The following is a 26,700-nucleotide window of genomic DNA, read 5'->3' as shown; positions in this document are numbered from 1 at the left end:
CCTCGCCGGCCATACCCTGCACCCTCCATTCGCCCTAGACACGGTTGCCGCCCCCGATCAGGTAGAATCCGCGGCTTGATCCTGAAGCAGCCAGACGGTAGCACCCATGGGTAGAGGCCCCTCCATCGAAGCCCGCAAGAACGCGTCCGACGCGAAGCGTGGCAAGATTTTCACCAAGATCATCCGCGAGATCGGCGTGGCCGCGCGCGGCGGTGGAGGCGACCCCAACAACAACCCGCGCCTGCGCGTGGCCATGGACAAGGGCCTGGGCGTGAACATGTCCAAGGACGTGATCGAACGCGCCATCAAGAAGGCGACTGGTGAACTGGAAGGCGTCGATTACGAGGAAATCCGCTACGAGGGCTACGCCCCCGGTGGCGTGGCCGTGATCGTCGACTGCCTGACCGACAACCGCGTGCGTACCGTGGCCGATGTGCGCCACGCGTTCAGCAAGTGCGGCGGCAACATGGGCACCGAAGGCTCGGTCGCCTTCATGTTCAAGCGCCTGGGCGTGCTCAGCTTCGCTCCGGGCGCCGACGAAGAGGCGATCACCGAGGCGGCCATCGAGGCCGGCGCCGATGACATCGTGGTCTACCCGGACGACGGTTCGATCGACGTGGTCACCAGCCCTGATGCGTTCAACGCGGTCAAGGACGCGATGGCGGCCGCCGGGCACGTGCCCGGGCACGCGGAAATCACTTTCCGCGCCGACAACGACATCAAGGTCGAAGGCGACGTGGCCCTGCAGGTGAAGAAGCTGCTGGACATGCTGGAAGACCTGGACGACGTGCAGGACGTGTATTCCAACGCCGACCTCGGCGCCGACGCCTACGCCTGAGCCGTCTTCGACGGTCTGGGCGCGGGCCGTTGAACGGTCACCGCGGACAGTCATGAGCCCTTACGCCTGCCAGCGCTTCCCGTTCCACCCGGCCAGGAGTGCCGCATGACCCGCATCCTGGGCATCGACCCCGGCTCCCAGCGGACCGGGGTCGGCATCATCGATGTCGACGCCGCCGGCAAGGTCAGCCACGTGCACCACCAACCGCTGGTGCTGCTGGGCGCCGACGATTTCCCCCAGCGCATGAAGCTGCTGGTGCTGGGCCTGGCCGATCTGTGCCGGGAGTTCCAGCCGCAGGAAGTGGCCATCGAAAAAGTGTTCATGGCGCGCAACCCGGATTCGGCGTTGAAGCTGGGCCAGGCCCGCGGCGCGGCCATTTCCGCGGTGGTGCTGCGCGACCTGCCGGTGCACGAATACGCGGCCAGCGAAATCAAGCTGGCTGTGGTCGGCCGTGGCGGCGCGGAAAAACAACAGGTCCAACACATGGTCGGGCTCATGCTGAACCTGAAAACCAAGCTGCAGGCCGACGCCGCCGACGCGTTGGCAGTAGCCATCACCCATGCCCACGTAAGGGCAACGGCCAACCGCCTGGGGCTCAGTGCCCGCCAGGCGTGGGGCCGCAAATGAGGAGCTGCATGCAATGATCGGTCGACTGCGCGGGATCGTCGCCTACAAGGCGCCGCCGTGGCTGGTGGTGGATGTGAACGGGGTGGGCTACGAACTGGAGGCGCCGATGAGCACCTTCTACGACCTGCCCGAGCTCGGGCGCGAGGTCATCCTGTACACCCATTATTCGCAGAAGGAAGACAGCGTTTCGCTGTACGGTTTCCTGCGCGAGGGCGAACGCCGCCTGTTCCGCGATGTGCAGAAGGTCAGCGGCATTGGCGCGAAGATCGCGCTGGCCGTGCTGTCCGGGGTCACCGTGGAAGAGTTCGCGCGCATGGTCCAGGCCGGCGACATCACCGCCTTGACCCGCATTCCGGGCATCGGCAAGAAGACCGCCGAGCGCATGGTGCTGGAGCTGCGTGACCGCGCCGCCCAGTTCGGTGCCGGCGGTGCGCTGCCCACCGGCAGCGGCCCGGCACCGGCCGATCCGCTGGCCGATGCCACCGTGGCCCTGCAGCAGCTGGGCTACAAGCCCACCGAAGCGGCCCGCATGGCCCGCGATGCCTTCAATGAAGGCGATGAAGTGGCCACGGTCATCCGCAAGGCCCTGCAATCGGCGCTGCGCTGAGCCGCGCCTTCCATTCCCTACACCACGCCTGAGCCCCGCCAGGAGCCCCATGTCCAGCAGTCAAACTCCGCACGATGCCGCCCACGGCGGCCACGGTCACGCTCCCCCCGCTGGGGGTCTGGCGCTGATCATCGGTGCGATCGGCGTGGTGTTCGGCGATATCGGCACCAGCCCGCTGTACACCCTGAAAGAGGCGTTCTCGCCGCACTATGGGCTCACCAGCGATCACGACACCGTGCTGGGCGTGCTGTCGCTGGCGTTCTGGGCACTGAACATCGTGGTCACCCTGAAGTACGTGACCATCATCATGCGCGCCGACAACGATGGCGAAGGCGGCATCATGGCGCTGATGGCGCTGACCCAGCGCACCCTGCGCAACGGGTCGCGCTCGGCCTACGTGGTGGGCATCCTCGGCATCTTCGGCGCCTCGCTGTTCTTCGGCGATGGCGTGATCACGCCAGCCATTTCCGTGCTCGGCGCGGTGGAAGGCCTGGAAGTGGCCGCGCCGGGCCTGCATGCGTTCATCGTGCCGATCACCGTGATGGTGCTGCTGGCAGTGTTCGCGGTGCAGCGCTTTGGTACCGAAAAGATCGGCAAGCTGTTCGGGCCGATCACCTCGATCTGGTTCATCTCGCTGGCGGCGATCGGCATCTACAACATCGTCGATTCGCCGGAAGTGCTGAAGGCGTTCAACCCCTGGTGGGCCATCCGCTTCTTCATGGACCACAGCTGGCACGGCATCTTCATCCTGGGCGCAGTGGTGCTGGCGGTTACCGGCGGCGAAGCGCTGTACGCGGACATGGGCCACTTCGGTGCCAAGCCCATCCGCCACGCCTGGTACTTTTTCGTGCTGCCGTGCCTGGTGCTGAACTACCTGGGGCAGGGCGCGCTGGTGCTCAACCACCCCGAAGCGGTGAAGAATCCGTTCTTCGAAGCGGTGCCGTCCTGGGCGCTGTACCCGATGATCATCCTGGCCACCATGGCCGCGGTGATCGCCTCGCAGTCGGTCATCACCGGTGCGTTCTCGGTGTCGCGCCAGGCCATGCAGCTGGGCTACATCCCGCGCATGCGCATCAAGCACACCTCGCACGACACCATCGGCCAGATCTATATTCCCGGCATCAACTGGGGCATCGCGGTAATGGTCATCGGCCTGGTGCTGGCCTTCCGCAGCTCGTCCAACCTGGCCGTGGCCTACGGCATCTCGGTGTCGGCCACGATGCTGATCGACACCCTGCTGCTGGCCCTGGTGGCCCGCTCGCTGTGGCCCAAGGCGCGCAACTGGATCCTGCCGCTGTGCGTGGTGTTCTTCATCATCGACCTGGGCTTCGTCATCGCCAACGGCGCCAAGCTGCTGCAGGGCGCGTGGTTCCCGGTGGTGCTGGGCATCTTCCTGTTCACCATGATGCGCACCTGGCGCCGTGGCCGGGAGCTGCTGCGCGATGAGATCCGCAAGGACGGCATCCGCATCGACACCTTCCTGCCGGGCCTGATGCTGGCGCCGCCGGTCCGCGTGCCGGGCACCGCGGTGTTCCTGACCGCCGACCCGACCGTGGCCCCGCATGCGCTGATGCACAACCTGAAGCACAACAAGGTGCTGCACGAGCGCAACGTGTTCCTGCACGTGGAAACCCTGCCCATTCCCTATGCGGTGGAAGGGCAGCGGCTGAAGATCGAATCGGTGGGCGACGAGTTCTACCGGGTCTACGTACGCTTCGGTTTCATGGAAACCCCGGACGTACCGCTGGCGCTGATGCGTTCGTGCGACCACGGCGGCATCTACTTCGACCCGATGGACACCACGTTCTTCGCCAGTCGCGAAACCATCGTGGCCACCGCCAACCGCGGCATGCCGATCTGGCGCGACAAGCTGTTCGCGCTGATGCATCGCAACGCCGCCCCGGCCACCGGCTTCTTCCGCATTCCCGGCAACCGCCTGGTAGAACTGGGCGCCCAGGTCGAAATCTGACCGCAGGGGTCGGATCCCTTTCCGCAGGAAAGGGCTCTGACCCCATGCGTCGCGCATCCGGCAGTGGAGTCAGAGCCGTTTTCCGTTGGAAAACGGATCCGACCCCGTGTCGACCAAGGTCGACACCTACCAGATCCGACCCCCTGTCGACCCACGGTCGGCACCCACCCCGCCATTCCCCAGGAAGCCCGCTTCGGCCGTTGCTCTGGATGTTGCCGTTGCTTCTGCGGGTGCCGGGCGCAGCCCGGCCGAAACCCGTACTTTTGCCGCATAATCAGCAGATGACCGACGACCGCATCATTGGCGCCGGCGCCACCCGCGAGGATGACGCCGCCGACGCCAGCATCCGCCCCAAGCGCCTTGCCGATTACCTCGGCCAGGCGCCGGTGCGCGAGCAGATGGAAATCTACATCCAGGCCGCCAAGGCCCGTGGCGATGCGCTGGACCACGTGCTGATCTTCGGGCCCCCGGGCCTGGGCAAGACCACCCTGAGCCACGTGATCGCCAACGAACTGGGCGTGGCACTGCGGGTCACTTCCGGCCCGGTGATCGAGAAGGCCGGCGACCTGGCCGCGCTGCTGACCAACCTGCAGCCGCACGACGTGCTGTTCATCGACGAAATCCACCGCCTTTCGCCCGTGGTGGAAGAAGTGCTGTACCCGGCGATGGAAGACTTCCAGATCGACATCATGATTGGCGAGGGCCCCGCCGCCCGCTCGATCAAGATCGACCTGCCGCCGTTCACCCTGATCGGTGCCACCACCCGCGCCGGCCTGCTGACCGCGCCGCTGCGCGACCGCTTCGGCATCGTGCAGCGCCTGGAGTTCTACAGCGTTGAGGAACTGACCCGCATCGTGCGCCGCTCGGCCGCCATCCTTGGCATCGACTGCACCGCCGACGGGGCAGGGGAGATCGCCCGCCGCGCGCGTGGCACCCCGCGTATCGCCAACCGCCTGCTGCGCCGCGTGCGCGACTACGCCCAAGTCAAGGCCGGCGGCCATATCGACGAAGCCGTGGCCCAGGCCGCCATGCAGATGCTGAAGGTCGACCCGGAAGGCTTCGACGAACTGGACCGGCGCCTGCTCAAAACCATGGTCGACTACTTCGACGGTGGCCCGGTGGGCATCGAATCGCTGGCCGCGGCGCTGTCCGAAGAGCGCGGCACACTGGAAGACGTGGTTGAACCCTACCTGATCCAGCAGGGCTTCCTGGTGCGCACCGCGCGCGGCCGCATGGCCACCCACAAGGCCTACCGGCACATGGGGCTGAAGCCGAAAAACCCGCCGCAGGACCTGTTCGCGGAGGTTCCCGATGTCGGTTGAACCGCGATTCAGTTGGCCGACACGCATTTACTGGGAAGATACGGACGCTGGCGGGGTGGTCTACCACGCCCGCTACGTGGCCTTCATGGAACGGGCCCGGACCGAATGGATGCGCGCACTGGGCTACGGCCAGGAGCGCATGCGTGCCGAACACGGGCTGGTCTTTGCGGTGCGTTCGATGCAGATGGACTTCCTCAAGCCGGCCCGGCTGGATGATGCCCTGCAGGTGAGCGCCACCCTGGTCCAGCTGAAGAAGGCCAGCATGGTCTTCGACCAGCAGGTCCTGCGCGAGGGCCAGCTGCTGCTGTCCGCGCAGGTCCGCATTGCCGCACTGGACGCGGCCAGTTTCCGCCCGCGTGGCATGGACGATGCCGTCCTGGCCGCGCTGCACCCCCACCTCCACCCTGAATCCGAACACTGAGGAACAACGGATGATCGCAACGCTCCTGGCCCTGCAGGCCACGGTCACCGAGGCACTGCCGGCAGACGTCAGCAACGCCGCGACCCAGACCCTTGCCCAGGCCACCACCGGCGGCGGCATCAACTACCTCGAACTGATGGCCAAGGCCAGCCTGCCGGTGAAGATCATCGTGCTGCTGCTGCTGATCGGTTCGTTCGTCAGCTGGGTCATCATTTTCCGCAAGGCCCGCGTGTTCAAGCAGGCCACCCGCGAGGCGGACGAGTTCGAGAACCGCTTCTGGTCCGGCGCCGACCTGGGCAAGCTGTACAGCTCGGCCACCGACCGCAGCCGCAATGTGGGTGGCCTGGAAGCCATCTTCGAAGCCGGTTTCCGCGAGTACACCCGCCTGCGCGACAAGCGCCGCCTGGATGGCCGCGCGCAGCTGGAAGGCGCCCAGCGCGCCATGCGCACCACCTACACCCGCGAAGTGGACCAGCTGGAACGCAACCTGGAACTGCTGGCCAACATCGGCTCCACCGCCCCGTACGTGGGCCTAGTCGGCACCGTGTTCGGCATCATGGTGACCATGCACGACATGATCAGCAGCGGCGCCCAGGCCGGTATCGCCTCGGTGGCCCCGGGTATTTCCGAAGCGCTGTTCGCCACCGCCATCGGTCTGTTCGTGGCCATTCCGGCGGTGTGGGCCTACAACCGCTTCACCACCCGCGTTGAGCGCATGTCGGTGCGGTTCGAGACCTTCGCCGAGGAGTTCAGCTCCATCCTGCAGCGCCAGAGCGCTGGCGACGAGTAAGCGCCTGACCCGGGAGTCCAAGCCATGTCCGCTGCCATCGGTCGCCGCAAGCGCCGCAAGCTGAAATCGGAAATCAACGTCGTTCCCTATATCGACGTCATGCTGGTGCTGCTGATCATCTTCATGGTCACCGCGCCGCTGCTCACCCTCAGTTTCGATGTCGATCTGCCCACCTCCAACGCCAAGGCGCTGGAAAGCAAGCAGGATCCGGTCATCGTGTCGGTGCGCCAGGACGGCCAGCTGAGCCTGAAGCTGCCCGACGCCAAGGAACCCACCGCCGTCACCGCCGAGGAACTGCAGGGCCGCCTGTCCGGCATTGCCGCGCAGGACAAGGACGTGCGCGTGATCGTAGCCGCCGACCGCGCCGTGGCGTATGAAAAGGTCATCGCCGCGATGGACGTGATCAAGCGCTCGAAAGTGGACAAGGTAGGCCTGGCCACCGATGCACGCTGACGCCCTGCCACCGCCGCACAAGCAGGAACCGGGCTGGGGCCTGCCCCTGGCCTTGGCCGTGCTGGTGCACCTGCTGGTCGCGCTGGTCTTCATCGGCGCATGGCTGTGGTCGCCCCAGCGCAACACCGAAGCGGCCGCCGGCGATCCGTCGGTCGAGGCCAGCCTGGCGGTGTCGTCGTCCGAAGCCGCCGCCGCCCGCCAGGCCCTGCGCCAGTCGGAAAAGCTGGAAGAGCTGCCCGAGCCGGTGGCCGAGCCCATTCCGGTGCCCGAAGACACCATTCCGCCGCCGCAGCCGATCGAGGAACCGCGCCCGCAGGACGCGCCCACGCCGCAGCAGCAACAGGCGCAGGAGCGCGTGGCCCAGCCCGATACGCAGGACCAGGAAGCGGTCAATGCCCTGGCCATTTCGCAGGAAAAGGCCAAGCAGGAACAGGAAGCCAAGCGCCGCCAGGAACAGATCGACCTGACCGAGCGCAAGCGCCAGGAAGAGGCCGAGCAGAAGGCACGCCTGGCCAAGCAGCAGGAAGAGGACGCCAAGAAGAAAATTGCCGAGCAGCAGCGCGTGGCGGCCGACAAGGCCGAAGCGGACCGGCAGAAGAAGATTGCCGAGATCCGCGCCAAGCGTGAGCAGGCTGAGAAGGAAGCCAAGCTGGCCGAGCAGAAGCTGCGCCAGGTGGCCGCCGCACGCAACGCCGCCGGCAGCGCCAACGCCGGCAGCAGTGGCCAGACGCAGCCGGCCGGTGGCGGTGGTGGCACCAGCGATGATCTGTCGGCCAAGTACGCTGCCGCGCTGGTGAACAAGATCCGCGGTTCGTGGACCCGCCCCGACAGCGTGCCGCTGGGCCAGAAGTGCCAGATCACCATCACCCAGATTCCGGGTGGGCAGGTGCTGCAGGCCAAGGTGGGCGCCAACTGCCCGTATGACGAGGCCGGCAAGCGCTCCATCGAGGCCGCCGTGCTCAACGCCCAGCCGCTGCCGTACCGCGGCTTCGAACAGGTGTTCGCACGCACGCTCAACCTGACCTTCACCCCGCAGGACTAAGCCCCGGGTGTGCAGATGCGTCCCCGTCCGCAGCATCGGGCGGGGGCGACAGGTCAACGCCGCGTGATGGCGTGGGCTGGCACTGACCCGGAATTCACGTACCCTTGGTTCATGATTGCGAAGCGGTTCACTCGCCGTTTGCTATCCCTCGTACCGGTTTCCCCTCATTGAGCGCTCCATGAAGAAGATGCCTCGCTGGCTTGCCGTGTTTGCGGCCCTGTTGCTGCCCTTCGCTGCCTTCGCGCAGCAGAGGAGCCTTGACCTTGAAATCATCGGCGGCAATGCCTCTGCGCTGCCGATCACCATCGTCCCCATGCCTTACCAGGGTTCGGCTGGCGCCCCGCAGACCGACGTGGCCGGCGTGGTCCGCGCCGATCTGGAGCGTTCGGGCCAGTTCCGCACGCTGCCCGAAGCGCAGATCGTGGAAAAGCCCACCCGTGGCGGCGACATCCAGTTCGCCACCTGGCGCGCGCTGAAGCAGAACTACATCGTGGTCGGCCGGGTGATGGACGCCGGTGCAGGCGCCTACCGCGTGGAATACGAACTGTTCGACGTGCCCAAGGGCGAGCGCCTGCTGGGCCTGGCCATGACCGCCCGCGGCAACGCCATGCGCGACGTGGCGCACCAGATGGCCGATGCCATTTACGAAAAGATCACCGGTGTGCGCGGCGCCTTCTGGACCCGCATCGCCTACATCACCGCCAGCGGCAAGGGCGACGCCATGCGCTATGCGCTGATGGTGGCCGATTCGGATGGCTACAACCCGCAGACCATCGTGCGCTCGGCCGAGCCGCTGCTGTCGCCCTCGTGGAGCCCGGACGGCGCCAAGCTGGCCTACGTCAGCTTCGAGCGTGGCAATTCGGCCATCTACATCCAGAACATTTCCACCGGCGCGCGTGAACTGGTCACCAGCTTCCGTGGCATCAACAGCGCCCCGGCGTTCTCGCCGGACGGTCGCAAGCTGGCCCTGACCCTGTCGCGTTCGGGCAATCCGGAAATCTACGTGATGGACCTGGGCAGCAAGCAGCTGACCCAGCTGACCAACCACTTCGCCATTGATACCGAGCCGACCTGGGCCGCCGATGGCAGCGCGGTGTACTTCACCTCCGACCGTGGCGGTCGCCCGCAGGTCTACAAGGTCGGTGCCGGCGGCGGCAGCGCCGAGCGCGTCACCTTCCAGGGCAACTACAACGCCAAGCCTTCGGTGTCCTACGACGGCAAGAAGATCGTGGTGGCGCAGGGTTCGGGCAACAGCTACAAGATTGCAATGATGGACAGCTCGCTGGGCTCGCCGCGCTGGAGCACCCTGTCCCCGGGCTCGCTGGACGAATCGCCCAGCTTCGCCCCGAACGCCAGCATGGTGTTGTACGCCGCCCGCGAGGGTGGCCGTGGTGTGCTGTACGCCGTTTCGGCCGATGCACGGGTGCGCCAGCGCCTGGTCCTGGCTGATGGTGATGTGCGCGAACCGGCATGGTCCCCCTACCGTACCCAGCGCTAAAAGAGTGTTAATATTTCCGCTGTTTTGAACCCCTCATCGGCCTAGGAGCCACAAAGGTATTGCCATGAACAAGACCACCCGCGTTCTGCTTGTTTCCCTGCTGTCTGTGGCCGTCCTGGCCGGTTGCTCGAAGAAGGTGAAGGAAGAGCCGGCAGCCCCGGTCGACACCGGTTCGACCACCCAGCCGACCGGTCCGGCCACCTCCGGCCTGTACGGCCCGGGCGACCTGGACACCGACGCTTGCCTGCGCCAGCGCGTTGTCTACTTCGACCTGGACAAGGAAGACGTGAAGCCGGAATTCCAGGCCATCATGGCTTGCCACGCCAAGTACCTGCGTGACCGTCCGTCCTCGCGCATCACCCTGCAGGGCCACACCGACGAGCGCGGTTCGCGCGCGTACAACCAGGCCCTGGGCGAGCGTCGTGGCAACGGCGTGAACTCGGCCCTGCAGGCCAACGGTGGCTCGGCTTCGCAGCTGACCGTCGTGTCCTACGGTGAAGAGCGTCCGGTCTGCACCGAGTCGAACGAGTCCTGCTGGTCGCAGAACCGTCGCGTCGAAATCGTCTACACCGCGCAGTAATCCATGCGCATCGGCATCAAACTGATGCTGGTCGTTGCGGCAGCCCTCGTGGCTGCCGCACCGGCGCAGGCACAGCGACAGAGCCTGGCCGATCGTGTCGGCGCGCTCGAGCAGCAGATGTACAACAACAGTGCCAACCAGGACCTGTTGAACCAGATCAATCAGCTGCGCCAGCAGGTCACCAGCCTGCAGGCTTCCATCGAGCAACTGCAGCACGACAATGCCCAGCTGAAGCAGTCCGCCCAGGACCAGTACCTGGATCTGGACAGCCGCCTGAACCGGTTGGAAGGGGGCTCTGCCGCCCCGGCCCTGCCGCCCGTTCCGGCCGGTGCTTCCACCGCGCCCAAGGCCCCCGCGGCCCCGGCCAAGCCCACTGCAGCGGCCACTTCCGAGCGGCCGCCATCGGTGCATGGCGATCCGGGCAGCCTGGCCACCACCGGCGACGAACGTACCGCCTACAACGTCGCTTTCGACGCGTTGAAGGCCGGCAAGTACGACGATTCGGCGCAGCTGTTCCTCAGCTTCCTCGAGTTGTACCCCAATGGCGTGTACGCCCCCAATGCCTTGTATTGGCTGGGCGAAAGCTATTACGCCACCCGCAATTTCCCGATGGCCGAGTCCCAGTTCCGCGAACTGCTCTCGCGCTATCCCACCCACGACAAGGCGTCTGGCGGCCTGCTGAAGGTCGGCCTCTCGCAGTATGGCGAGGGCAAGGTTGACCAGGCCCAGCAGACCCTGGAAACCGTCGTGGCGCAGTACCCGGGTTCGGATGCCGCGCGCACCGCCCAGGACCGCCTGCAGTCCATCCGCCTGGGCCAGCAGATCCGCTGAGCCGCTGCCCCGGCGTACAATGCGTCACCCGCAGAGCCGAGCCCATGCTCGGCTGCTTGCGTTGTCGTTCCTGTAGAGCCGAGCCATGCTCGGCTGCCTTTGCTTGTGGCGCCCGGCCATTTATCGGGCTGCCCGCCCCATGAAGAAGTGCCCGCCATGACCGCCGTTCCCCTGTCCGCCGCCGTCGCCACGCCCAGCGAGATCGTGCAGTCACCCTTGCCCCGGCTGAAGATCACCGAGATCTTCACCTCGCTGCAGGGTGAAGCCGATACCGCCGGTTGGCCGACCGTGTTCGTGCGCCTGACCGGCTGCCCGCTGCGCTGCCAGTACTGCGACACGGCCTACGCCTTCCACGGCGGCACCTGGTGGGATATCGACGACATCGTGGCCGAGGTGCTGGCCCAGGGTGTGCACCACGTCTGCGTGACCGGTGGCGAGCCGCTGGCGCAGAAGCGCTGCCTGATCCTGCTGGAAAAGCTCTGCGACGCCGGCCTGGACGTCTCGCTGGAAACCTCCGGTGCGCTGGATGTGAGCGCGGTCGATCCGCGCGTGTCCCGCGTAGTCGACATCAAGACCCCCGGTTCGGCCGAAGTGGCGCGCAACCGCTGGGAAAACCTGCCGCTGCTGACCCGCCGCGACCAGATCAAGTTCGTCATCTGCAGCCGCGAAGATTACGACTGGGCCAAGGGCCTGCTGGCCGAACACGATCTGGTGAAGCGCTGCACCGTGTTCTTCTCGCCCAGCAAGGGCGAGATCACCGCCCGCCAACTGGCCGACTGGATCGTGGAAGACCGCCTGCCGGTGCGCTTCCAGATGCAGTTGCATAAAATCCTGTGGAACGACGAACCGGGCCGATGAGCCCGGGCGTGGTGCCCTGATGTAGTTCCGGCGCGGGACAGCGTGCTGGCTTTCCCCTCCCAACCGGAAGATTTCCCCATGAAGAAGGCAGTCGTGCTTCTCTCCGGCGGCATGGATTCAGCCGCCGTCATCGCCATGGCCCAGGAACAGGGCTTCGCCGTACACGCCCTGAGCGTGCGCTACGGCCAGCGCCACACCTCTGAACTGGACGCCGCCGCACGCGTGGCCAAGGCCATGGGCGTGGTCGCGCACAAGACCGTGGACGTGGACCTGCGCAGCATCGGCGGTTCGGCGCTGACCGATGATATCGACGTGCCCGAAGCGGGCGGCGAGGGCATCCCGGTCACCTACGTGCCGGCACGCAACACCATCATGCTGTCGCTGGCCCTGGGCTGGGCCGAAGTGCTGGGCGCCAACGACCTGTTCTGCGGCGTGAACGCCGTGGACTATTCGGGCTACCCGGACTGCCGCCCCGAGTTCATCGCCGCCTTCCAGGCGCTGGCCAACCTGGCCACCAAGGCCGGCGTGGAAGGCGCGGGCATCCGCGTGCACGCACCGCTGCAGTTCCTGAGCAAGGCACAGATCGTGAGCGAAGGCGTGCGCCTGGGCGTGGATTTCGGCCTGACCGTGTCCTGCTACAACGCCGACGCCAACGGCGCCGCCTGCGGCCACTGCGACGCCTGCCGCCTGCGCGCCCAAGGCTTCGCCGACGCCGGCGTAGCCGACCCGACCCTCTACGCCTGATCCTGGTAGGTGCGAACCTTGGTTCGCACTGCTCTGGCGGGTGCGACCACCCGAATGATGGGTGCGAACCGCCCGATTGGTAGGTGCGAACCTTGGTTCGCACTGCTCTGGTGGGGGCGACCGCCCGAACGGTGGGTGCGAACCGCCCGATTGGTAGGTGCGAACCTTGGTTCGCACTGCTCTGGTGGGGGCGACCGCCCGAACGATGGGTGCGAACCGCCCGATTGGTAGGTGCGAACCTCGGTTCGCACTGCTCTGGAGGGTGCGAACCGTTGGTTCGCACGCTTTTGCCTTCCCACCAAGCCATCAAAGTAGGGTAAAATGCCGACCCCGCCGAAAGGTTGGGCATGCATGGGCCGTTAGCTCAGTCGGTAGAGCAGAAGACTTTTAATCTTTTGGTCGATGGTTCGAATCCATCACGGCCCACCAATGCAGCAATGAGTCAGGCGCCCGATGGGCGCCTTTTTCATTGGCAATGGAAACGTCCTGCAACCGACTTCCAGCACCAAGCCCAAGCGTACCGGCGCGGCGCCCGGTAGGCCCGGTCACACACCGCGCGTCTTTCGCCTACTTCCCCTCAGCGCGCTTCGCCCGCGCGGCCTCGCGCTCCGCCGCCGCGTGAGCAGCCACATCGGCCGCCCTGGCCGCAGCATCCGCCGCACGCTGGGCAGCCATGCGATCTGCATCGAACTGCACTTGGCGCTGCGCAGCGTGGCGACGCTCCAGTTCCAGCGAAGCCGCGAAGATCTTCGGATGCTTGGCGGCGCAGGCCTGCTGCACCAGATTCACCGCGCGATCGGACAGGCCCGGCTGGATGTGGCCGAGCAGGCAGTCGCCGTAGGGCGCGGAAGGGGACGAAGCAGCGGCCAGCGCGGCCATCATCAATGCATTCAACATGTGTACCTCCTTGTAGGCTGCAGATAGAGCGAGTTACGGCCCGGCCCAAGTATGGCCCGCTCTGCGGGGCCTGCGGCTACGCCGGCCGGACCTCCCCACACACCTTCTCCGCCAAGCCACGCAGGGCCAGGAACAAGCCATCCACCACACCCTCATCCATGTGCTGCCCAGGTGCACCGGTCAGCCGACAACGCTCAGCGGCATGCAGTACTTCCGCGACAGTCAGCAGCCCAACGGCGGCACGTTCCGCCCGCGCCAGCGTCTGCTGCCGACCAGGCGGCAATCCGGTTTCCGGCCACGCCTGTCCATCTGCGGAATCGCCACGGCGAATGCCTTTCAAACATCCCCATACGGTGCTGAGTTCGGGGGCGGGGTTGTCATCGTCATTCACGCCGTTGTGGTGGGCGTACATAGGATGCGGCGGAGGTAGGGTCATGTCGGCGTCCTCGGCAAAAGGGCAAGCGTGCCACCGCGCGGGGCGGGTGGCGGGCGGTGCGTGGCTGCAAGCCGGGATGACCTTGAGCAGTTAACCGGCGGGTTCGAAAACCCCCACGCACCGCCCACCATGAAGGCCGACGGATCACCCGCCGGCACCATCCACAAACGGTGCCGACGGGCGAGCGTAAACAACATGCTCACAGGACATCACGGGCTTGCAGGCCCGGTGCCACCCGTTGTCGGTGGCGCTGCATGTTGGTTACGCCTGCGCTCGGGTTTCAATCAGAATTGTCTGAAACAGCGTTCCAACCCCAAGGCGCACCTGCATTGTTGCAGGTGCAGCCAGCGCAGCACGCGACAGCACAGGACGCTTCTGCGCCAGCGGCTAGTGGAATGCGCTCAAACATGTCGCAAAGCGCGAAGTAATGCGCGACTGCTGTGAGCGCCTTCCATGATCCAAGCAAAGGCGCTGGTGCGGGGCGAGCGCGGCGCGTCGGTCCAAACGCGACATGCGCGCCCTACATCCACTCACGCCAGATAACGCTGGAACCACGCCAGCGTGCGCTCCCATGCAAGATCCGCCGCAGCCTTGTCGTAGCGCGGTGTCGAATCGTTGTGGAAGCCGTGGTTGGTGCCCGGGTACACATACGCCTGGTAATGCGTGCCGGCCTGTTTCAACGCGGCCTCGTACGCCGGCCAGGTGGCATTGACGTTGTCATCCTTCTCGGCGAAGTGCAGCAGCAGCGGCGCCTTGATGCGTGGCACGTCCTTCGGGTCGGCCTGGCGCCCGTAGAACGGCACCGCCGCGTCCAGTTCCGGGTAGGCCACCGCTGCCGCATTGCTGACGCCGCCGCCGTAGCAGAAGCCGGTAATGCCAACCTTGCCGCTGGCCTGTGCATGCGCGCGCAGATACTCGATGGCCGCGAAGAAATCGTTCATCAGTTTCTGCGGATCGACCTGCTTCTGCAGTTCGCGGCCGCGATCATCATTGCCCGGATAACCGCCCACCGAACTCAGGCCATCCGGCGCCAGTGCGATGTACCCCGCTTTGGCCACTCGGCGCGCCACGTCTTCGATATAGGGATTCAAACCACGGTTCTCGTGCACCACCACCACCGCTGGCAAGCGCTTTTCCAGCTTGGCCGGGCGTACGAAGTAGCCGCGTACCTGGCCATGCCCGTTGGGCGAGGGGTAGGTGAGGTATTCGGCGTGGATATCGGGATCGGTGAAGGACACCTGCTGTGCCAGCGCGTAGTCGGGCGTGAGCGCGGCCAGCAGCGTGCCAGCAGTGACACCGGCAACGGCGAAGGCCGCAGCACGATCCAGGAAATCGCGGCGGCTCATGCGCCCATGTACGTAACCGTCGTACAGCTCCAGCAGTTCGGCGGGAAAGTCCTTTGCGGTCAGTCGGGTCATGCGGGCACTCCAGGCGCAGGGGCGAACGCCGAATCTAGCACTGTCCTGCCGCGGGCCGTTATGCTCGAAGCATTTCCGGTGAAGGATTCCACCATGCGCGTGTTCGTGCTTCCGTTCCTGCTTCTGGCCGCCTGCGCCGCACCGCTGCACGCGGCCGAACCGGCGCCGCCCGCGCAGTCGGCCGCCGCCGCGCCGCTGGCCATCGGCGAAACCTTCACGATCGAATCGAAGGCGCTGGGCGAAACCCGCCGCATCAACGTCTACCGGCCGCAGCCCTGGGGGCTGGACCCGAAGGCGCCGCTGCCGGTGCTGTACATGCCCGACGGTGGCATCGGCGAAGACTTCCTGCACGTGGCGGGGCTGGTGCAGGTGCTGACCGGCAACGGCAGCATGCGCCCGTTCCTGCTGGTGGGCATCGAAAACACCGAGCGCCGCCGCGACATGACCGGCCCCAGCAGCGACCCGCAGGACCAGAAGATTGCCCCGCGCATTGGTGGTTCGGCGGCCTACCGCAGCTTCCTGCGCGACGAACTGATGCCGCAGGTGCGCCAGCGCTACGCCACCACTGACGAACGCGCGCTGATCGGCGAATCGCTGGCCGGCCTGTTCGTGGTCGAAACGCTGCTGCAGGAACCGGGCTTGTTCAACAGCTATATCGCGCTGGACCCCAGCCTGTGGTGGAACAAGGGCGCGTTGCTGGCGGCGGCGCCGAAGCGCTTGCCGGCCGTGGCCAAGGCGGGCCCGCGCGTGTTCCTGGCCAGCAGTGGCCAGCCGGAACTGGCCGACGCCAGCGCGAAACTTGCCACGCTGCTGCAGCAGGCCTCGCCGTCGCCGTTGGTGAAGTACCAGCCGCTGCCGGATGAAACCCACGCCACGATCTATCACCCGGCCGCGCTGCAGGCACTGCGCACGCTGTTCCCGGTGCCCGCCGCAGCGCCGGCCGTTGCGGAAGCCGCACCGGCGCAGCCGTATGTGGCGCTGCCCGATACCCAGACGCTGCGCGTGCACGATCCGGCGGGCCGCGATTATCCCATCTGGGTGGCCTTGCCGGCCGGCTATGCCGAGCACCCGCAGAAGCGCTACCCGGTGCTGTACGTGACCGATGCGCTGTACAGCTTCCCGCTGGTGCGCAGCGTGCGCAACCTGGTGGGGCAGCAGGGGCAGAATATCGAGGACTTCATCCTGGTCGGGCTGCCGCCGCAGGAAGGCCTGACGTCCAAGCAGAGCCGGTCGCGCGACTACACGCCCAGCAACCCGGTGCGTATACCTGCCGACTACTACAGCAACGATGTGACCTACGGCGGCGCCGCGCATTACCGCGATTTTTTGGCCACGCATGTGCTGCCGCTGGTGGATGCACGCTACCGCACCGATGCGGCCCGACGCACGTTCGCCGGGCATTCCTATGGCGCCCTGTTCGGCGCCTATGTGCTGACCACGCAGCCGGACCTGTTCAGTACCTACATCCTGTCCAGCCCTTCGCTGTGGTTCGACCAGGGGCTGCTGCCACGCCTGCAGGAGGCCGCTGTCATCCCTGCGCAGCCGACCCGCGTGCTGCTGTCGGTCGGCGGCTACGAAACCATCAAGCCCGGCCCCCGGTATTCCACCGGCAACGACATGCTGCGGCAGGCTGCCGATTTCACCACCCAGCTGCAGCGCCGTGGCCGCAACCTGCAGGTGGACAACGTGGTGATCGACGGCGAGGACCATCTGACCGTCTATCCGCGAGTGATCACCCGTGCGTTGCTGGAGGTGCTGCCGGGGGAAGGTCCGTACACCGGTGGTTGATGATTTTGCAAGGAGAACATCGAATGCCCCCAGAGCTGCTGGCAAGACTCACTGCCTGGTTTGCCGAGCATCCTGACCTGCTCGGACGACCAGCGACCGATCTGCAGATCGAGGCGGCACAGAGGACACTGAGCGTGGTGTTCGACGCTCAGTACGTGGCATACATCAAGCAGTTTGGAGGCTCGTTCGCTGGCTTTGAAATACACGCTTTCGAGAACGGGCCAATGATTGGCCGCGAGACCGTTACCGAACTGACACAGTGGTTTCGGAGAAGCCTTGGTGAGGCCGTGCCAATAGAATTACGCGACGCGTTGGTGATTTCGGGTGATGGGGGCGGCAATGCGATCCTGATCAATTCACGTGGTGAGATCATTCTCCACCTGCATGAGGAGAACGAAATCGAACTGCTTTACCCTTCGTTGCACGACATGATCGGAGCTGGGCTCCCATGAGCCTGCATCTGCTGGCCGACATGGAACTGCTGAAAGAGCGCTTCATCCGCCGCGTGCGCGAGCATGGCGAGGTGTGGGGCCTGCGCAGCGAGGCGTGCGGCTGGGCGTACTGCCCCTCCAATGACGGTGACGAGGACGTGCTGGTGTTCTGGTCCGACCGTGCGTATGCCGCACGGCATGCGGTGGAGGAGTGGGCCGATTATGTGCCTACCGTCATTCCGTTGGAGGCGTTCACGCAGCGCTGGCTGCCGGGCATGCAGCGCGATGGTGCCGTGGCCGGGGTGAATTTCAATGCTGATCTGGCGGGCGTCGAACTTCGCCCCGAGGTCCTGCTGGAAGCGCTGCGGTAGATCCACGCCACTCGTGGATCAAGGCTTCAGGCGGCCTGCGCGTCCTGGCCGATCGACGGTCATCCACGCATGGCGTGGTTCTACTTCATTGCCCGGTAGATCCACGTCGCGCGTGGAGCACGGCTTCAGGCGGCTTGTGCGTCCGGCCCGGTCAGCACGCCGGCATCGGCGTGGCGGAAGCACAGCCGGATCGCATCCAGCAGCTCGCTCATGTTGTACGGCTTGGGCAGGAAATGGATGCCTGCGCGCAGCTGCGGCAGCACGCTGTGCTGGTCCATGCCCGAGGTGACCAGGATCGGCAGCTGCGGGTAGAGCCCGCGCACCTGGTTGGCGGCCTCGATGCCGCTTACCCGGCCCAGGTTGACGTCGGTGAACAGCAGATCGAAGCGTTCACCGGCGGCCAGCAGGCCCAGCGCGGCCTCGGCGCTGCTGACGCCCACCACGTGGCAGGCCTGGCTTTCCAGCGCCATGCGGCTCAGCTCGCGGGTTTCTTCGGCATCCTCGATCAGCAGGACGCGCGGTTCAACGTGGCGCTTGGACAGCAACATGACGCGACAACTCCGGACAGCAGCGGTGAAAAGGCGCGCAAGTATGCTCGACCGTAGGGTGATATCCGTGTGCAGGACGGGCTAAGACAACGTTACAGCGCGTCTGCGGCGTGCGTGCAGGGCCAGCACGGCCACGGCCAGCAGGGCGGTGCCGATGCGCAGGCTGGTGGCCTGCCAGCCCAGCGCCATCGCATCGTCCAGGCTGAACACATTCCAGGCCAGGTTCATCGAAACGTGCAGGGCCAGACCGCACCACAGGGTGTTGCCGTGCAGATGATCGAGCCAGGCGAAGATGAACCCGCCGAACGCGATGACCACCCCGACGAACAGGGCGGTGGTGCCGCCGCCGAAACCGCCAAATCCCAGCCAGTGCACCAGCCCGAACAGCAGCGCCTGCGGCAGCGCCAGTAGCGCCCAAGGGCCGCGCACGATCTTCACCAGCAGCACGAAGCCGAGGCCACGGAACAGCACTTCCTCGGCCAACGGAAACAGCACGGCCAGCATCGTGGCGTCCACTGCGGTTGGCGCGGTGTTGGGTGTGCCCAGTGCGGCCAGACCCAGCCAGCACATGAGACTGGCCAGCAGCACCCAGAGCGGGCCGCGCCCCCCGTTCCAGCGCAGGCCCAGGCTGCGCGCCAGCCCCATGCCGCGGGGGCGCAGCAGGGCCGCCAGCAGCAGCGCCACCAGCACCGCCAAGGCGATGTCGAGCAGGCTGCTGCCATACGGAATGGGCAAGGCGGGAATGGGCAGCCCCGCTGCCGCACTGATGTCGCGCAGGTTCAGGCCGAGGCCGACGCCCAGCAGCACCAGCAGCAGGTGGCCTGCTGCGGGCAGGCGGGAAGCGGGGTTCATGCGCGCGCTCCTTGCGGGATGAACCTGCAGTGTGTGTGGCCAGCAACGCATGCGCGCGCCCCGTTAGTCCCTGTGCCATCGGTCATGTTGCCGAACAGTCATCGATAGACAGGTACAGTCAGGGACAGACTGAAAGGAGCGACGCCCATGCAGTGCCCCGTGTGTACCACCCAGACCCTGCAGATGGCCGAGCGCCATGGCATTGAAATCGACTACTGCCCCAGCTGCCGCGGCGTGTGGCTGGACCGCGGTGAACTGGACAAGATCATCGAGCGGGCCGGCGCTGCCGTGCCGCCGCCTGCACCTGTGCAGGCACCGCCGCAGGTGGCCGCGCAGGTGGTACACCGTGATACCCGGCATCTGGGCCAGCGCTATGAGGACAGCCGCGGGCAGCATGGCCATGGTTACAAGAAAAAGAAGAAGGAAAGCTTCCTGTCGGAGCTGTTTGACTTCTGACGTTTTGTAGAGTCGAGCCATGCTCGACTATTGGCGGCAAGAGCCAGTCGAGCATGGCTCGACTCTACAAACGAGCGAAGCAGTCGAGCATGGCTCGACTCTACAAGGGCAATTCACGGCCGGCGCAGGATGAACTCGCGGTCGCGTGTGCTGCCCACGATGAAATCGTACTCGCCGGCCTTTTCGCAGCCATAACGCGCGTAGAAGCGCTGCGCGGCGAAGTTCTCCTCCCACACGCCCACCCACAGGGTGCGGCGCTCTGGCTGGTCCAGCCAGGCGATAAACGCGTCCATCAGCCGCGCGCCGTGCCCGTGGTTGTGGTGCGCGGCCAGGATGTACAGGCGCTTGAGTTCGATATCGCCGTCGCGCGCTTCGGCGTGCGGCAGGGTGTTGGCGCCGGCGGCCAGGTAACCAACCACTTCCACGCCATCCAGCAGCAGCCAGACCGCGCTGCGCTCGTCGGACAGTTCCTCGCGCTGCGCCACGATGCCGTAGTGCTCCTGCAGGAAGACGTCCAGTTCCTGCGGCGGGTACGAGTCGCCCCAGGTTTCGGTGTACGTGGCAATGGCAATGGCCGAAAGTGCTTCGGCATCGGCCAGGGTGGCGCGGCGGATCTGCAGGGACATGACGGTGTATGGGATGGAACGCGGCGCAGTGTAGCGGGCCCCGGCGATTGCCGGGGCCCTGTCGTGCTTCAGAACCACATGCGCACACCGGCCACCCAGCGCGTATCGCGCGCGTGATCACCGGCAGCGTCGGCCGCATCGCCGAAACTGCGCTCGTGGCTGATGCCGATGTACGGCGCGAAGCGGCGGCTGAACTCGTAGCGCAGGCGCAGGCCGGTCTCGACCTTGTTCAGGCCGCGGCCGATGCCGTATTCCGGTTCGTCCTTGGCCGCCAGCGTGGCTTCCACCACCGGCTGCAGGATCAGCCGGTTGGTCAGCAGCACCTCGTATTCCACTTCGGCCTTGGCCAGCGCCTGCCCGCCGGAGCCCAGGTAGAGCGTGGCCGAGCTTTCGAACTTGTACGGTGCCAGGCCCTGGATGCCGATGGCTGCCCAGGTGCGCGAATCGGCGGGGCGGAAATCCTGGCGGACGCCGACCAGCACGTCCCACCACGGCGAGACGCTGCGGCCGTAGAGCGCTTCCAGCGACGAGGATTCGGTGCGACCGCCACTGCGTTCACCATCGCTGCGCAGCCACAGGCGATTGATGTCGCCGCCGATCCAGCCACTGGCTTCCCACGCCTGGCCTTTGCCGTCCTGGCCATCCCAGTGTTCCAGACGGTCGATCAGCAGCAGACTGTTGATCTGAGGCGCATGTTCCATCGCATCGTGATTGATGGGCGGGAAGGCGGCGGCGCGGTCGGCGTCGGTGGGTACCGGGATCGGTTCGCGCGGTTCACTCGGCGCGGGCATCGCGTGGCCCATCGCGGCGTGGTCCATCTGCGAGTGGTCCATCGTTGAATGGTCCATTTTCGAATGGTCCATCTTCGAATGATCGACCGCTGCCATTGCGGGCATGGCCATGTCATGGCCGGCATGCGACTGCGCGAAGGCGGGCAGGGCAGTGGCCAAGGCTACGGCCAACAGACTGCGGGGGACGAGGCGGCTCATTCTTCGATCCTCACTTCGCGCATCATGCCCGCTTCCATGTGGTACAGCAGATGGCAGTGGTAGGCCCAACGGCCCAGTGCATCGGCACGGACGCGGTAGCTGCGGCGGGTGCCCGGCGGCATGTCCACGGTGTGCTTGCGCACCTGGAACTCACCGGCGGCGTTTTCCACATCGCTCCACACACCGTGCAGGTGGATCGGGTGCTGCATCATGGTGTCGTTCACCAGCACGATGCGCATGCGCTCGCCGTAGTTCAGCCGCAGCGGTTCGGCACTGGCGAAGGGAACGCCGTCGAACGACCAGGCGAATTTCTCCATGTGCCCGGTCAGGTGCAGCTCGATCTCGCGGCCGGGCTCGCGGCCATCCGGGTCGTCGAACAGGCTGTGCATGGCGGCGTAGGTCAGCACCTGGCGGCCGTTGTCGCGCAGGCCGATGCCGGGGTCATCCAGCTTGGGTTCGGTGGCGCCGCTGCGCATGTCCACCAGCGGGCTGGCCAGTTCGCTGGGCGAATGCTTCGGCGCCTTGCTGGCGGCAGCATTGCCATGCGCGCTGTGGTCCATGTGGGCGCCACAGCCACCCTCCATGCCTTTCATGGCTGCCATGTCGTGCCCCGACATGTCATGACCCATGTCGCTCATCGTCAGCAGTGGCCGCGGGTCGCGCTGCGGAATCGGCGCCTGCAGGCCATGACGCACGGCCAGGGTGCCGGCGGCGAAGCCGGTGCGGCCCATGTCCTGGCAGAAGATGGTGAAGGCATCCTGGCCGGTAGGTTCCACCAGCACGTCGTAGGTCTCGGCCGGGGCAATGCGGAATTCATCGATGCTGACCGGGTGGATGTACTGGCCGTCGGCGGCCACCACGGTCATCTTCAGGCCGGGAATGCGCACGTCGAAGTAGGTCATGGACGCACCGTTGATGAAGCGCAGCAGCACCTTTTCGCCACTGCGGAACAGTCCGGTCCAGTTGCCCGCGGGGGCCGTGCCGTTCATCAGGTAGGTGTAGGTGTGGGCGTTGACGTCTGAGATGTCGGTGGGCGTCATCCGCATGCGGCCCCACATGCCGCGGTCGGACAGCGCCGCCGACCAGCCGTCGCGGTGCACGTCGCGCACGAAGTCGGGCAGGGTGCGCTTGTAGTAGTTGTCATGCTCGGCCAGCTTCTTCATGCGCCGGAACAGCGCGCCCGGGTCCATGTCCGTCCAGTCCGACAGCAGGATCACGTGCTCGCGGTCGTGCTGGTAGGGCGCCGGTTCGGCCGGGTCGATGATCAGCGCGCCGTACAGGCCGGCCTGTTCCTGGAACATCGAATGGCTGTGATACCAGTAGGTGCCCGACTGCTTCAGCTGGAAGTGGTAGTGGTAGGTCTCGCCGGGGCCGATGCCGTTGAAGCTGAGCCCGGGCACGCCGTCCATGTTGGCCGGCAGCAGGATGCCGTGCCAGTGGATGGAGGTGGGGTGGCGGTCCAGCGTATTGCGCACGAACAGATCCACAGTCTCGCCTTCGCGCCAGCGCAGGATCGGCGCCGGCAGCGAGCCGTTCACGGTGATCGCCGGGCGGGTGCGGCCGGTGAAGTTGGTCAGCGACTCGCCGATGGCCAGCTCGACGCGGGTATCGGTGAGCACGGCCGGTGCGCCGGCCAGGCGCGGGGCGGCGCTGGCCGCGGCGAGCGCGCGCTGCGGCACGCCGATGGCGGTGGCGCCGGCGACCACGCCGCCGGCGGCCAGGCCCTGTACGAACAGGCGGCGCGACGGCATGGGCAGGGCGCCCGGGCCGGGGGGAATACGGGTATTCATGGGTGACTCCGGAACACGGGTACGACCGGCACAGGGCCGGCAGCGAAGCGCGATGCGCCCGCAGGCGCGCGGAATCAGCCGATGGGAGGGCGTGAGATGGGCGGCAGGGGCGGCGCGGGCCGCCCGCTGGCGTGCACCGGCGGCGGCGCCAGCGACCAGGCCGGGCCGACCGGCAGGGCCAGCGGCTGCACGGCCAACAGGGGCTGCTGGGCACAGCTGCGCACGCAGTCCTTCATCTGGCAGTGGCTGTCGTGGGCAGGGGCCTGGGCTTCCGGGGCCGGTTCGGCCTGCATGCCCGCATGGTGGTGGCAGTCCGGTTCATCTGCCGCCGCGCTGGCGTTTTCATGCGCCCTCGGGCCCATCTGCGCGTGCCCACTGGCCATGGCCGCGTTCACCCCGTTGAGCAACAGGCTGAGCATGAGCACGACACGCAGCAGGGTGGAGGCGACGGACATGGGCATCAATCTAGCGGCAAGCGGGGCGCGATGCACTTCTTGCTGAATGGCGTGTTCAAGGTTGGAGTAGGGCGAGGGTAGCGCCGGGCCACGCCCGGCGAGCGCGATGCGCGCCAACGCAGAACGCCTAGCCTTCCTCGCGCACGATCTCCACCAGGCGCGGGCCATAGCGGCTGAGCTTGGTGCCGCCGATGCCGCCCACCCGGGCCAGTTCATCCAGCGAGGTCGGGCGCTGTTCGGCAATGTTGCGCAGGGTGCTGTCGTGGAAGATCACGAACGCCGGCACGTTCTGTTCGCGCGCCAGTTCGGCACGCAGGCCGCGCAGGGCGTTGAACAGGGCCAGGTCCTGCGGCAGCACCGACAGGCCGGTGCGCTGCGCGCTGCGTTCGCGGCCTGCGGTGGCGCTGGCGGCGTCGCGGCGCATGCTGATCTGGCGGCGCCCGGTCAGCACGGCGCGGCTGGCGTCGGTCAGGCGCAGGCCGCCATGGCCCTCGCTGTCTACTTCCAGCAGGCTGGCCGCCACCAGTTGCCGGAACACGCTGCGCCAAGTGCGCGCATCCAGGTCGCGGCCGATGGCGTAGGTGCTCAGTTTGTCGTGGCCCTGCTGCTTGATCTTCTCGTTCTCGCTGCCGCGCAGGATATCGATCAGGTGGCCCACGCCGAAGCGCTGGCCGCTGCGGTACACGCAGCTCAGGGCCTTCTGCGCGGCAATGGTGGCGTCCCAGGCGGCCGGCGGGGTCAGGCAGTTGTCACAGTTGCCGCAGGGCTGCGGATAGGTTTCGCCGAAACCGGCCAGCAGCACCTGGCGGCGGCACTGCATGGATTCGCAGTAGCCCAGCAGATGGTCCAGCTTGGACCGTTCCAGCTGCTTGCGTTCTTCGCTGGCTTCGGACTGCTCGATCATCTGCTTCAGCAGCACCACATCGCCCAGGCCGTAGCACAGCCAGGCCTCGGCAGCCTCGCCATCGCGGCCGGCGCGGCCGGTTTCCTGGTAGTAGCCTTCCATCGATTTGGGCAGGTCGGTATGCGCCACGAAGCGCACATCCGGCTTGTCGATGCCCATGCCGAAGGCGATGGTGGCGCACATGACGATGCCGTCTTCGCGCAGGAAGCGGCGCTGGTTGTTGGCGCGCACTTCCGGCGGCAGGCCGGCGTGGTAGGGCAGGGCATTGAAGCCCTGGCTGCAGAGGAACTCGGCGGTTTCTTCCACCTTGCGCCGCGACATGCAGTAGACGATGCCGGCCTCGCTGCGGTGGCCGCGCAGGAAGTCGGTCAGCTGCTTGCGGGCATTGTCCTTCTGCACCACGGTGTAGCGGATGTTGGGGCGGTCGAAGGAGCTGACGAAGTGGCGGGCCTGGGCCAGGTCCAGGCGCTCGGCGATCTCGCGCTGGGTGGGTGGATCGGCGGTGGCGGTCAGGGCGATGCGCGGAATGTCCGGCCAGCGCTCGTGCAGCACGGTCAACTGGCGGTATTCGGGGCGGAAATCGTGGCCCCACTGCGACACGCAGTGCGCTTCGTCGATGGCGAAGAGGGCGATGTGGCTGCGCGATAGCAGCGACAGGAAGCGGCCGGTCAGCAGGCGCTCGGGGGCGACATAGAGCATGTCCAGTTCGCCGGCCAGCAGTTCGCGTTCCACCCGGGAGGCGGTTTCGCCATCCAGGGTCGAATTCAGGTATTCGGCGCGCACGCCGAGCTGGCGCAGGGCTTCGACCTGGTCCTGCATGAGGGCGATGAGCGGGGAGATGACGATGCCGCAACCGTCACGCAGCAGGGCCGGCACCTGGTAGCAGAGCGACTTGCCGCCGCCGGTGGGCATCAGGACGAGTGCGTCATGTCCGGCAGCCACGTGCTCCACGATGTCCTGCTGGGGACCACGGAAATCGTCGTAACCAAAGACGCGTTGGAGCAGATCGTGCGCGGGACGGGAAGCCATCCGCCTAGTTTACCCCGGCGGGGGTGGGGAGAGGTTCGGCAGGGCTGCGCCCTGCACCTGCTTGGAGCAACGTCAACGTCAACGTCAAAAGCGGGCTATCCGTGGGTTGGCGGGGCGGTGTCGGATTGCGGGGACGCCGCAAGTACGTCCATGTAGGCTTGGCCGCGGCATCCATGCCGCGGACACCCCGCAATCCGACACCGCCCCGCCTTCGACAGGTTCACGCGGCTGTGGGTAGGTGTCGACCTTGGTCGACACATCTGTCAGATATCGAATGAACTCATCCGTGTCGACCAAGGTCGACACCTACCGGACCAGGGTGCCGTTCCGGCAGATCGCGGGAAACTGTCGAAGGCGGGGTGGGTCCGGTTGAGGGGGTATCCGCGCCATGGATGGGTTTACGGCGTACCCCTCAACCGGACCCACCCCGCCAAGCCTCAGCAACCCCGCCTTTGATGTTGACCTTGACGTTGATTCGGCAGGTGCAGGGCTGCAAGCCCTGCCGAAAAACCCCCAAACCCTTACTGGAGCAGGGAACGCAGCATCCAGGCGTACTTCTCGTGGGTCTGCAGGCGCTGGGTCATCAGATCCTCGGTCGGGGCGTCGTCGGCATCGTCGGCCACGTCCAGCACTTCACGCGCCGTACGGCACACCGCTTCGTTGGCGACCACCAACTGGCGTACCATTTCCCGCCAGTCCGCGCTGTCGGTCAGGCCCGGCTCCTCGGCAATCGAGGTCAGCGCAGCGAATTCCCGGTAGGAGCCCGGGGCATTGAACCCCAGGGCGCGGATGCGCTCGGCCACATCGTCCAGGGCCGCCCATTGCTCGGTGTACTGGGTCTCGAACATGGTGTGCAGCGAATTGAACATCGACCCGGTCACGTTCCAGTGGAAGTTGTGGGTCTTCAGGTAGAGCGTGAACGCATCGGCCTGGAACCGCGACAGACCGTCGGCGATCTTCTTGCGGTTGCCCTGGGTGATCCCGATATCGATGTTGGGTGCCGACGGCGCCGCCGCCGCAAGCTTCTGCTTGCCGGTCCTGGGCTTGGTCGTGCTCTTGGTCTTCGCCATGGGGTTCCTCCTTGTGGAATCGTTGGCCTTCACAGTAAATCAGTCGTGATGACTGGTCGC

The 26,700-nt window shown here is 66.4% G+C and carries 29 protein-coding genes, 1 tRNA gene and 1 pseudogene; 20 read left to right on the top strand and 11 right to left on the bottom strand.

From position 1 onward, the window contains the following. Nucleotides 1-106: 106 nt before the first annotated feature. From C1922_RS17045 to C1922_RS16975, 15 genes are all read left to right on the top strand, one after another. Nucleotides 107-838 (top strand): YebC/PmpR family DNA-binding transcriptional regulator, encoded by a 732-nt coding sequence (locus C1922_RS17045; protein ID WP_108750854.1) that lies wholly within the window; start codon nt 107-109, stop codon nt 836-838. Nucleotides 839-943: 105 nt separating this feature from the next. Beyond that, entirely contained in the window at nt 944-1,465 is a 522-nt protein-coding gene (ruvC, locus tag C1922_RS17040; protein ID WP_108750853.1) for a crossover junction endodeoxyribonuclease RuvC, read from the top strand. 13 nt (nt 1,466-1,478) lie between these two features. Further along, entirely contained in the window at nt 1,479-2,072 is a 594-nt protein-coding gene (ruvA, locus tag C1922_RS17035) for a Holliday junction branch migration protein RuvA (protein WP_108750852.1), read from the top strand. Between the two features lie 49 nt (nt 2,073-2,121). Further along, nucleotides 2,122-4,041 carry a potassium transporter Kup gene (locus tag C1922_RS17030; RefSeq protein ID WP_108750851.1) on the top strand — a complete coding sequence of 640 codons (1,920 nt, stop codon included), beginning with the start codon at nt 2,122-2,124 and terminating at the stop codon, nt 4,039-4,041. A 281-nt stretch (nt 4,042-4,322) separates the two neighbouring features. After that, nucleotides 4,323-5,363: a Holliday junction branch migration DNA helicase RuvB gene (gene ruvB, locus C1922_RS17025; RefSeq protein WP_108750850.1), complete on the top strand. Its 1,041-nt coding sequence runs from the start codon at nt 4,323-4,325 to the stop codon at nt 5,361-5,363. After that, nucleotides 5,353-5,784: a tol-pal system-associated acyl-CoA thioesterase gene (gene ybgC, locus C1922_RS17020; protein WP_108750849.1), complete on the top strand. Its 432-nt coding sequence runs from the start codon at nt 5,353-5,355 to the stop codon at nt 5,782-5,784. Before ruvB ends, ybgC begins: the two co-directional genes overlap by 11 nt. Nucleotides 5,785-5,794: 10 nt before the next feature. Beyond that, the gene (tolQ, locus tag C1922_RS17015; RefSeq protein WP_108750848.1) at nt 5,795-6,574 is read left to right on the top strand and encodes a protein TolQ; all 780 of its coding nucleotides are present in this window, start codon (nt 5,795-5,797) and stop codon (nt 6,572-6,574) included. A gap of 24 nt (nt 6,575-6,598) precedes the next feature. After that, nucleotides 6,599-7,027 (top strand): protein TolR, encoded by a 429-nt coding sequence (tolR, locus tag C1922_RS17010; RefSeq protein WP_108750847.1) that lies wholly within the window; start codon nt 6,599-6,601, stop codon nt 7,025-7,027. After that, on the top strand, nt 7,017-8,069 hold the full coding sequence (gene tolA / locus C1922_RS17005; RefSeq protein ID WP_108750846.1) for a cell envelope integrity protein TolA: 1,053 nt from the start codon (nt 7,017-7,019) through the stop codon (nt 8,067-8,069). Before tolR ends, tolA begins: the two co-directional genes overlap by 11 nt. A 178-nt stretch (nt 8,070-8,247) precedes the next feature. Beyond that, nucleotides 8,248-9,567, top strand: a complete 1,320-nt coding sequence (gene tolB, locus C1922_RS17000; protein ID WP_108750845.1) for a Tol-Pal system beta propeller repeat protein TolB — start codon at nt 8,248-8,250, stop codon at nt 9,565-9,567. A gap of 64 nt (nt 9,568-9,631) precedes the next feature. Then, a complete protein-coding gene (pal, locus tag C1922_RS16995) occupies nt 9,632-10,147 on the top strand; it encodes a peptidoglycan-associated lipoprotein Pal (protein ID WP_108750844.1) in 516 nt (171 codons plus the stop codon). Nucleotides 10,148-10,150: 3 nt separating this feature from the next. Beyond that, nucleotides 10,151-10,978 (top strand): tol-pal system protein YbgF, encoded by an 828-nt coding sequence (gene ybgF / locus C1922_RS16990; protein WP_108750843.1) that lies wholly within the window; start codon nt 10,151-10,153, stop codon nt 10,976-10,978. A 156-nt stretch (nt 10,979-11,134) separates the two neighbouring features. Further along, nucleotides 11,135-11,836, top strand: coding sequence for a 7-carboxy-7-deazaguanine synthase QueE (queE, locus tag C1922_RS16985; protein ID WP_108750842.1), 702 nt, complete (start codon nt 11,135-11,137; stop codon nt 11,834-11,836). A gap of 78 nt (nt 11,837-11,914) precedes the next feature. Further along, nucleotides 11,915-12,580 (top strand): 7-cyano-7-deazaguanine synthase QueC, encoded by a 666-nt coding sequence (gene queC / locus C1922_RS16980; protein ID WP_108750841.1) that lies wholly within the window; start codon nt 11,915-11,917, stop codon nt 12,578-12,580. Between the two features lie 353 nt (nt 12,581-12,933). Next, nucleotides 12,934-13,009 (top strand) — tRNA-Lys (locus C1922_RS16975). Between the two features lie 138 nt (nt 13,010-13,147). Here the strand turns inward: C1922_RS16975 and C1922_RS16970 are convergent. The 3 genes from C1922_RS16970 to yghX all read right to left on the bottom strand — a co-directional run bounded on the left by C1922_RS16970 (nt 13,148) and on the right by yghX (nt 15,331). Continuing rightward, complete coding sequence (locus C1922_RS16970) at nt 13,148-13,477, bottom strand: hypothetical protein (RefSeq protein WP_108750840.1); 330 nt, start codon at nt 13,475-13,477, stop codon at nt 13,148-13,150. Between the two features lie 76 nt (nt 13,478-13,553). Beyond that, nucleotides 13,554-13,913: a hypothetical protein gene (locus tag C1922_RS16965; protein WP_234413363.1), complete on the bottom strand. Its 360-nt coding sequence runs from the start codon at nt 13,911-13,913 to the stop codon at nt 13,554-13,556. Between the two features lie 530 nt (nt 13,914-14,443). Then, nucleotides 14,444-15,331, bottom strand: coding sequence for a YghX family hydrolase (gene yghX / locus C1922_RS16960; protein ID WP_108750838.1), 888 nt, complete (start codon nt 15,329-15,331; stop codon nt 14,444-14,446). A gap of 93 nt (nt 15,332-15,424) precedes the next feature. On the opposite strand from yghX, the pseudogene C1922_RS20725 reads away from it, so the two are divergent. From C1922_RS20725 to C1922_RS16945, 4 genes and pseudogenes are all read left to right on the top strand, one after another. Then, nucleotides 15,425-16,252: pseudogene (locus tag C1922_RS20725) on the top strand (alpha/beta hydrolase-fold protein); the annotation flags it as partial. Continuing rightward, the gene (locus C1922_RS16955) at nt 16,253-17,119 is read left to right on the top strand and encodes an alpha/beta hydrolase-fold protein (protein ID WP_234413524.1); all 867 of its coding nucleotides are present in this window, start codon (nt 16,253-16,255) and stop codon (nt 17,117-17,119) included. It abuts the pseudogene before it with no gap. A 23-nt stretch (nt 17,120-17,142) separates the two neighbouring features. Beyond that, the gene (locus tag C1922_RS16950; RefSeq protein ID WP_108750837.1) at nt 17,143-17,571 is read left to right on the top strand and encodes an SMI1/KNR4 family protein; all 429 of its coding nucleotides are present in this window, start codon (nt 17,143-17,145) and stop codon (nt 17,569-17,571) included. Continuing rightward, nucleotides 17,568-17,921 (top strand): DUF2750 domain-containing protein, encoded by a 354-nt coding sequence (locus C1922_RS16945; protein WP_199912193.1) that lies wholly within the window; start codon nt 17,568-17,570, stop codon nt 17,919-17,921. The genes C1922_RS16950 and C1922_RS16945 overlap by 4 nt, the downstream gene beginning before the upstream one ends. Before the next feature lie 125 nt (nt 17,922-18,046). Here C1922_RS16945 and C1922_RS16940 read toward each other — a convergent pair whose 3' ends face one another. Both C1922_RS16940 and C1922_RS16935 read right to left on the bottom strand, forming a co-directional pair. Continuing rightward, nucleotides 18,047-18,469 (bottom strand): response regulator, encoded by a 423-nt coding sequence (locus C1922_RS16940; RefSeq protein WP_108750836.1) that lies wholly within the window; start codon nt 18,467-18,469, stop codon nt 18,047-18,049. 81 nt (nt 18,470-18,550) lie between these two features. Beyond that, nucleotides 18,551-19,321 (bottom strand): CPBP family glutamic-type intramembrane protease, encoded by a 771-nt coding sequence (locus C1922_RS16935; RefSeq protein ID WP_108750835.1) that lies wholly within the window; start codon nt 19,319-19,321, stop codon nt 18,551-18,553. 147 nt (nt 19,322-19,468) lie between these two features. Between C1922_RS16935 and C1922_RS16930 the strand changes: the two genes are divergently transcribed. Then, nucleotides 19,469-19,777 (top strand): zf-TFIIB domain-containing protein, encoded by a 309-nt coding sequence (locus C1922_RS16930; protein WP_108750834.1) that lies wholly within the window; start codon nt 19,469-19,471, stop codon nt 19,775-19,777. Nucleotides 19,778-19,890: 113 nt separating this feature from the next. Here the strand turns inward: C1922_RS16930 and C1922_RS16925 are convergent, their stop codons facing one another. The 6 genes from C1922_RS16925 to C1922_RS16900 form a co-directional block, all read right to left on the bottom strand. Continuing rightward, nucleotides 19,891-20,403 carry a GNAT family N-acetyltransferase gene (locus C1922_RS16925; RefSeq protein WP_108750833.1) on the bottom strand — a complete coding sequence of 171 codons (513 nt, stop codon included), beginning with the start codon at nt 20,401-20,403 and terminating at the stop codon, nt 19,891-19,893. Between the two features lie 68 nt (nt 20,404-20,471). Further along, entirely contained in the window at nt 20,472-21,392 is a 921-nt protein-coding gene (locus C1922_RS16920) for a copper resistance protein B (RefSeq protein WP_108750832.1), read from the bottom strand. Beyond that, nucleotides 21,389-23,182 (bottom strand): copper resistance system multicopper oxidase, encoded by a 1,794-nt coding sequence (locus tag C1922_RS16915; protein WP_108750831.1) that lies wholly within the window; start codon nt 23,180-23,182, stop codon nt 21,389-21,391. The genes C1922_RS16920 and C1922_RS16915 overlap by 4 nt, the downstream gene beginning before the upstream one ends. A gap of 74 nt (nt 23,183-23,256) precedes the next feature. Continuing rightward, nucleotides 23,257-23,637, bottom strand: coding sequence for a CopL family metal-binding regulatory protein (locus C1922_RS16910; RefSeq protein WP_108750830.1), 381 nt, complete (start codon nt 23,635-23,637; stop codon nt 23,257-23,259). Nucleotides 23,638-23,764: 127 nt separating this feature from the next. Then, nucleotides 23,765-25,570 (bottom strand): DNA helicase RecQ, encoded by a 1,806-nt coding sequence (recQ, locus tag C1922_RS16905; protein ID WP_108750829.1) that lies wholly within the window; start codon nt 25,568-25,570, stop codon nt 23,765-23,767. Nucleotides 25,571-26,091: 521 nt separating this feature from the next. Continuing rightward, nucleotides 26,092-26,640 carry a Dps family protein gene (locus C1922_RS16900; protein WP_108750828.1) on the bottom strand — a complete coding sequence of 183 codons (549 nt, stop codon included), beginning with the start codon at nt 26,638-26,640 and terminating at the stop codon, nt 26,092-26,094. Between the last annotated feature and the right edge of the window lie 60 nt (nt 26,641-26,700).

Origin of the sequence: Stenotrophomonas sp. ZAC14D2_NAIMI4_7 (genome assembly GCF_003086675.1) — a bacterium.
Taxonomy (GTDB): Bacteria; Pseudomonadota; Gammaproteobacteria; order Xanthomonadales; family Xanthomonadaceae; genus Stenotrophomonas.
The sequence above is the reverse complement of the archived record's forward strand: the minus strand, read 5'-3'. Positions and strand labels throughout refer to the sequence as shown.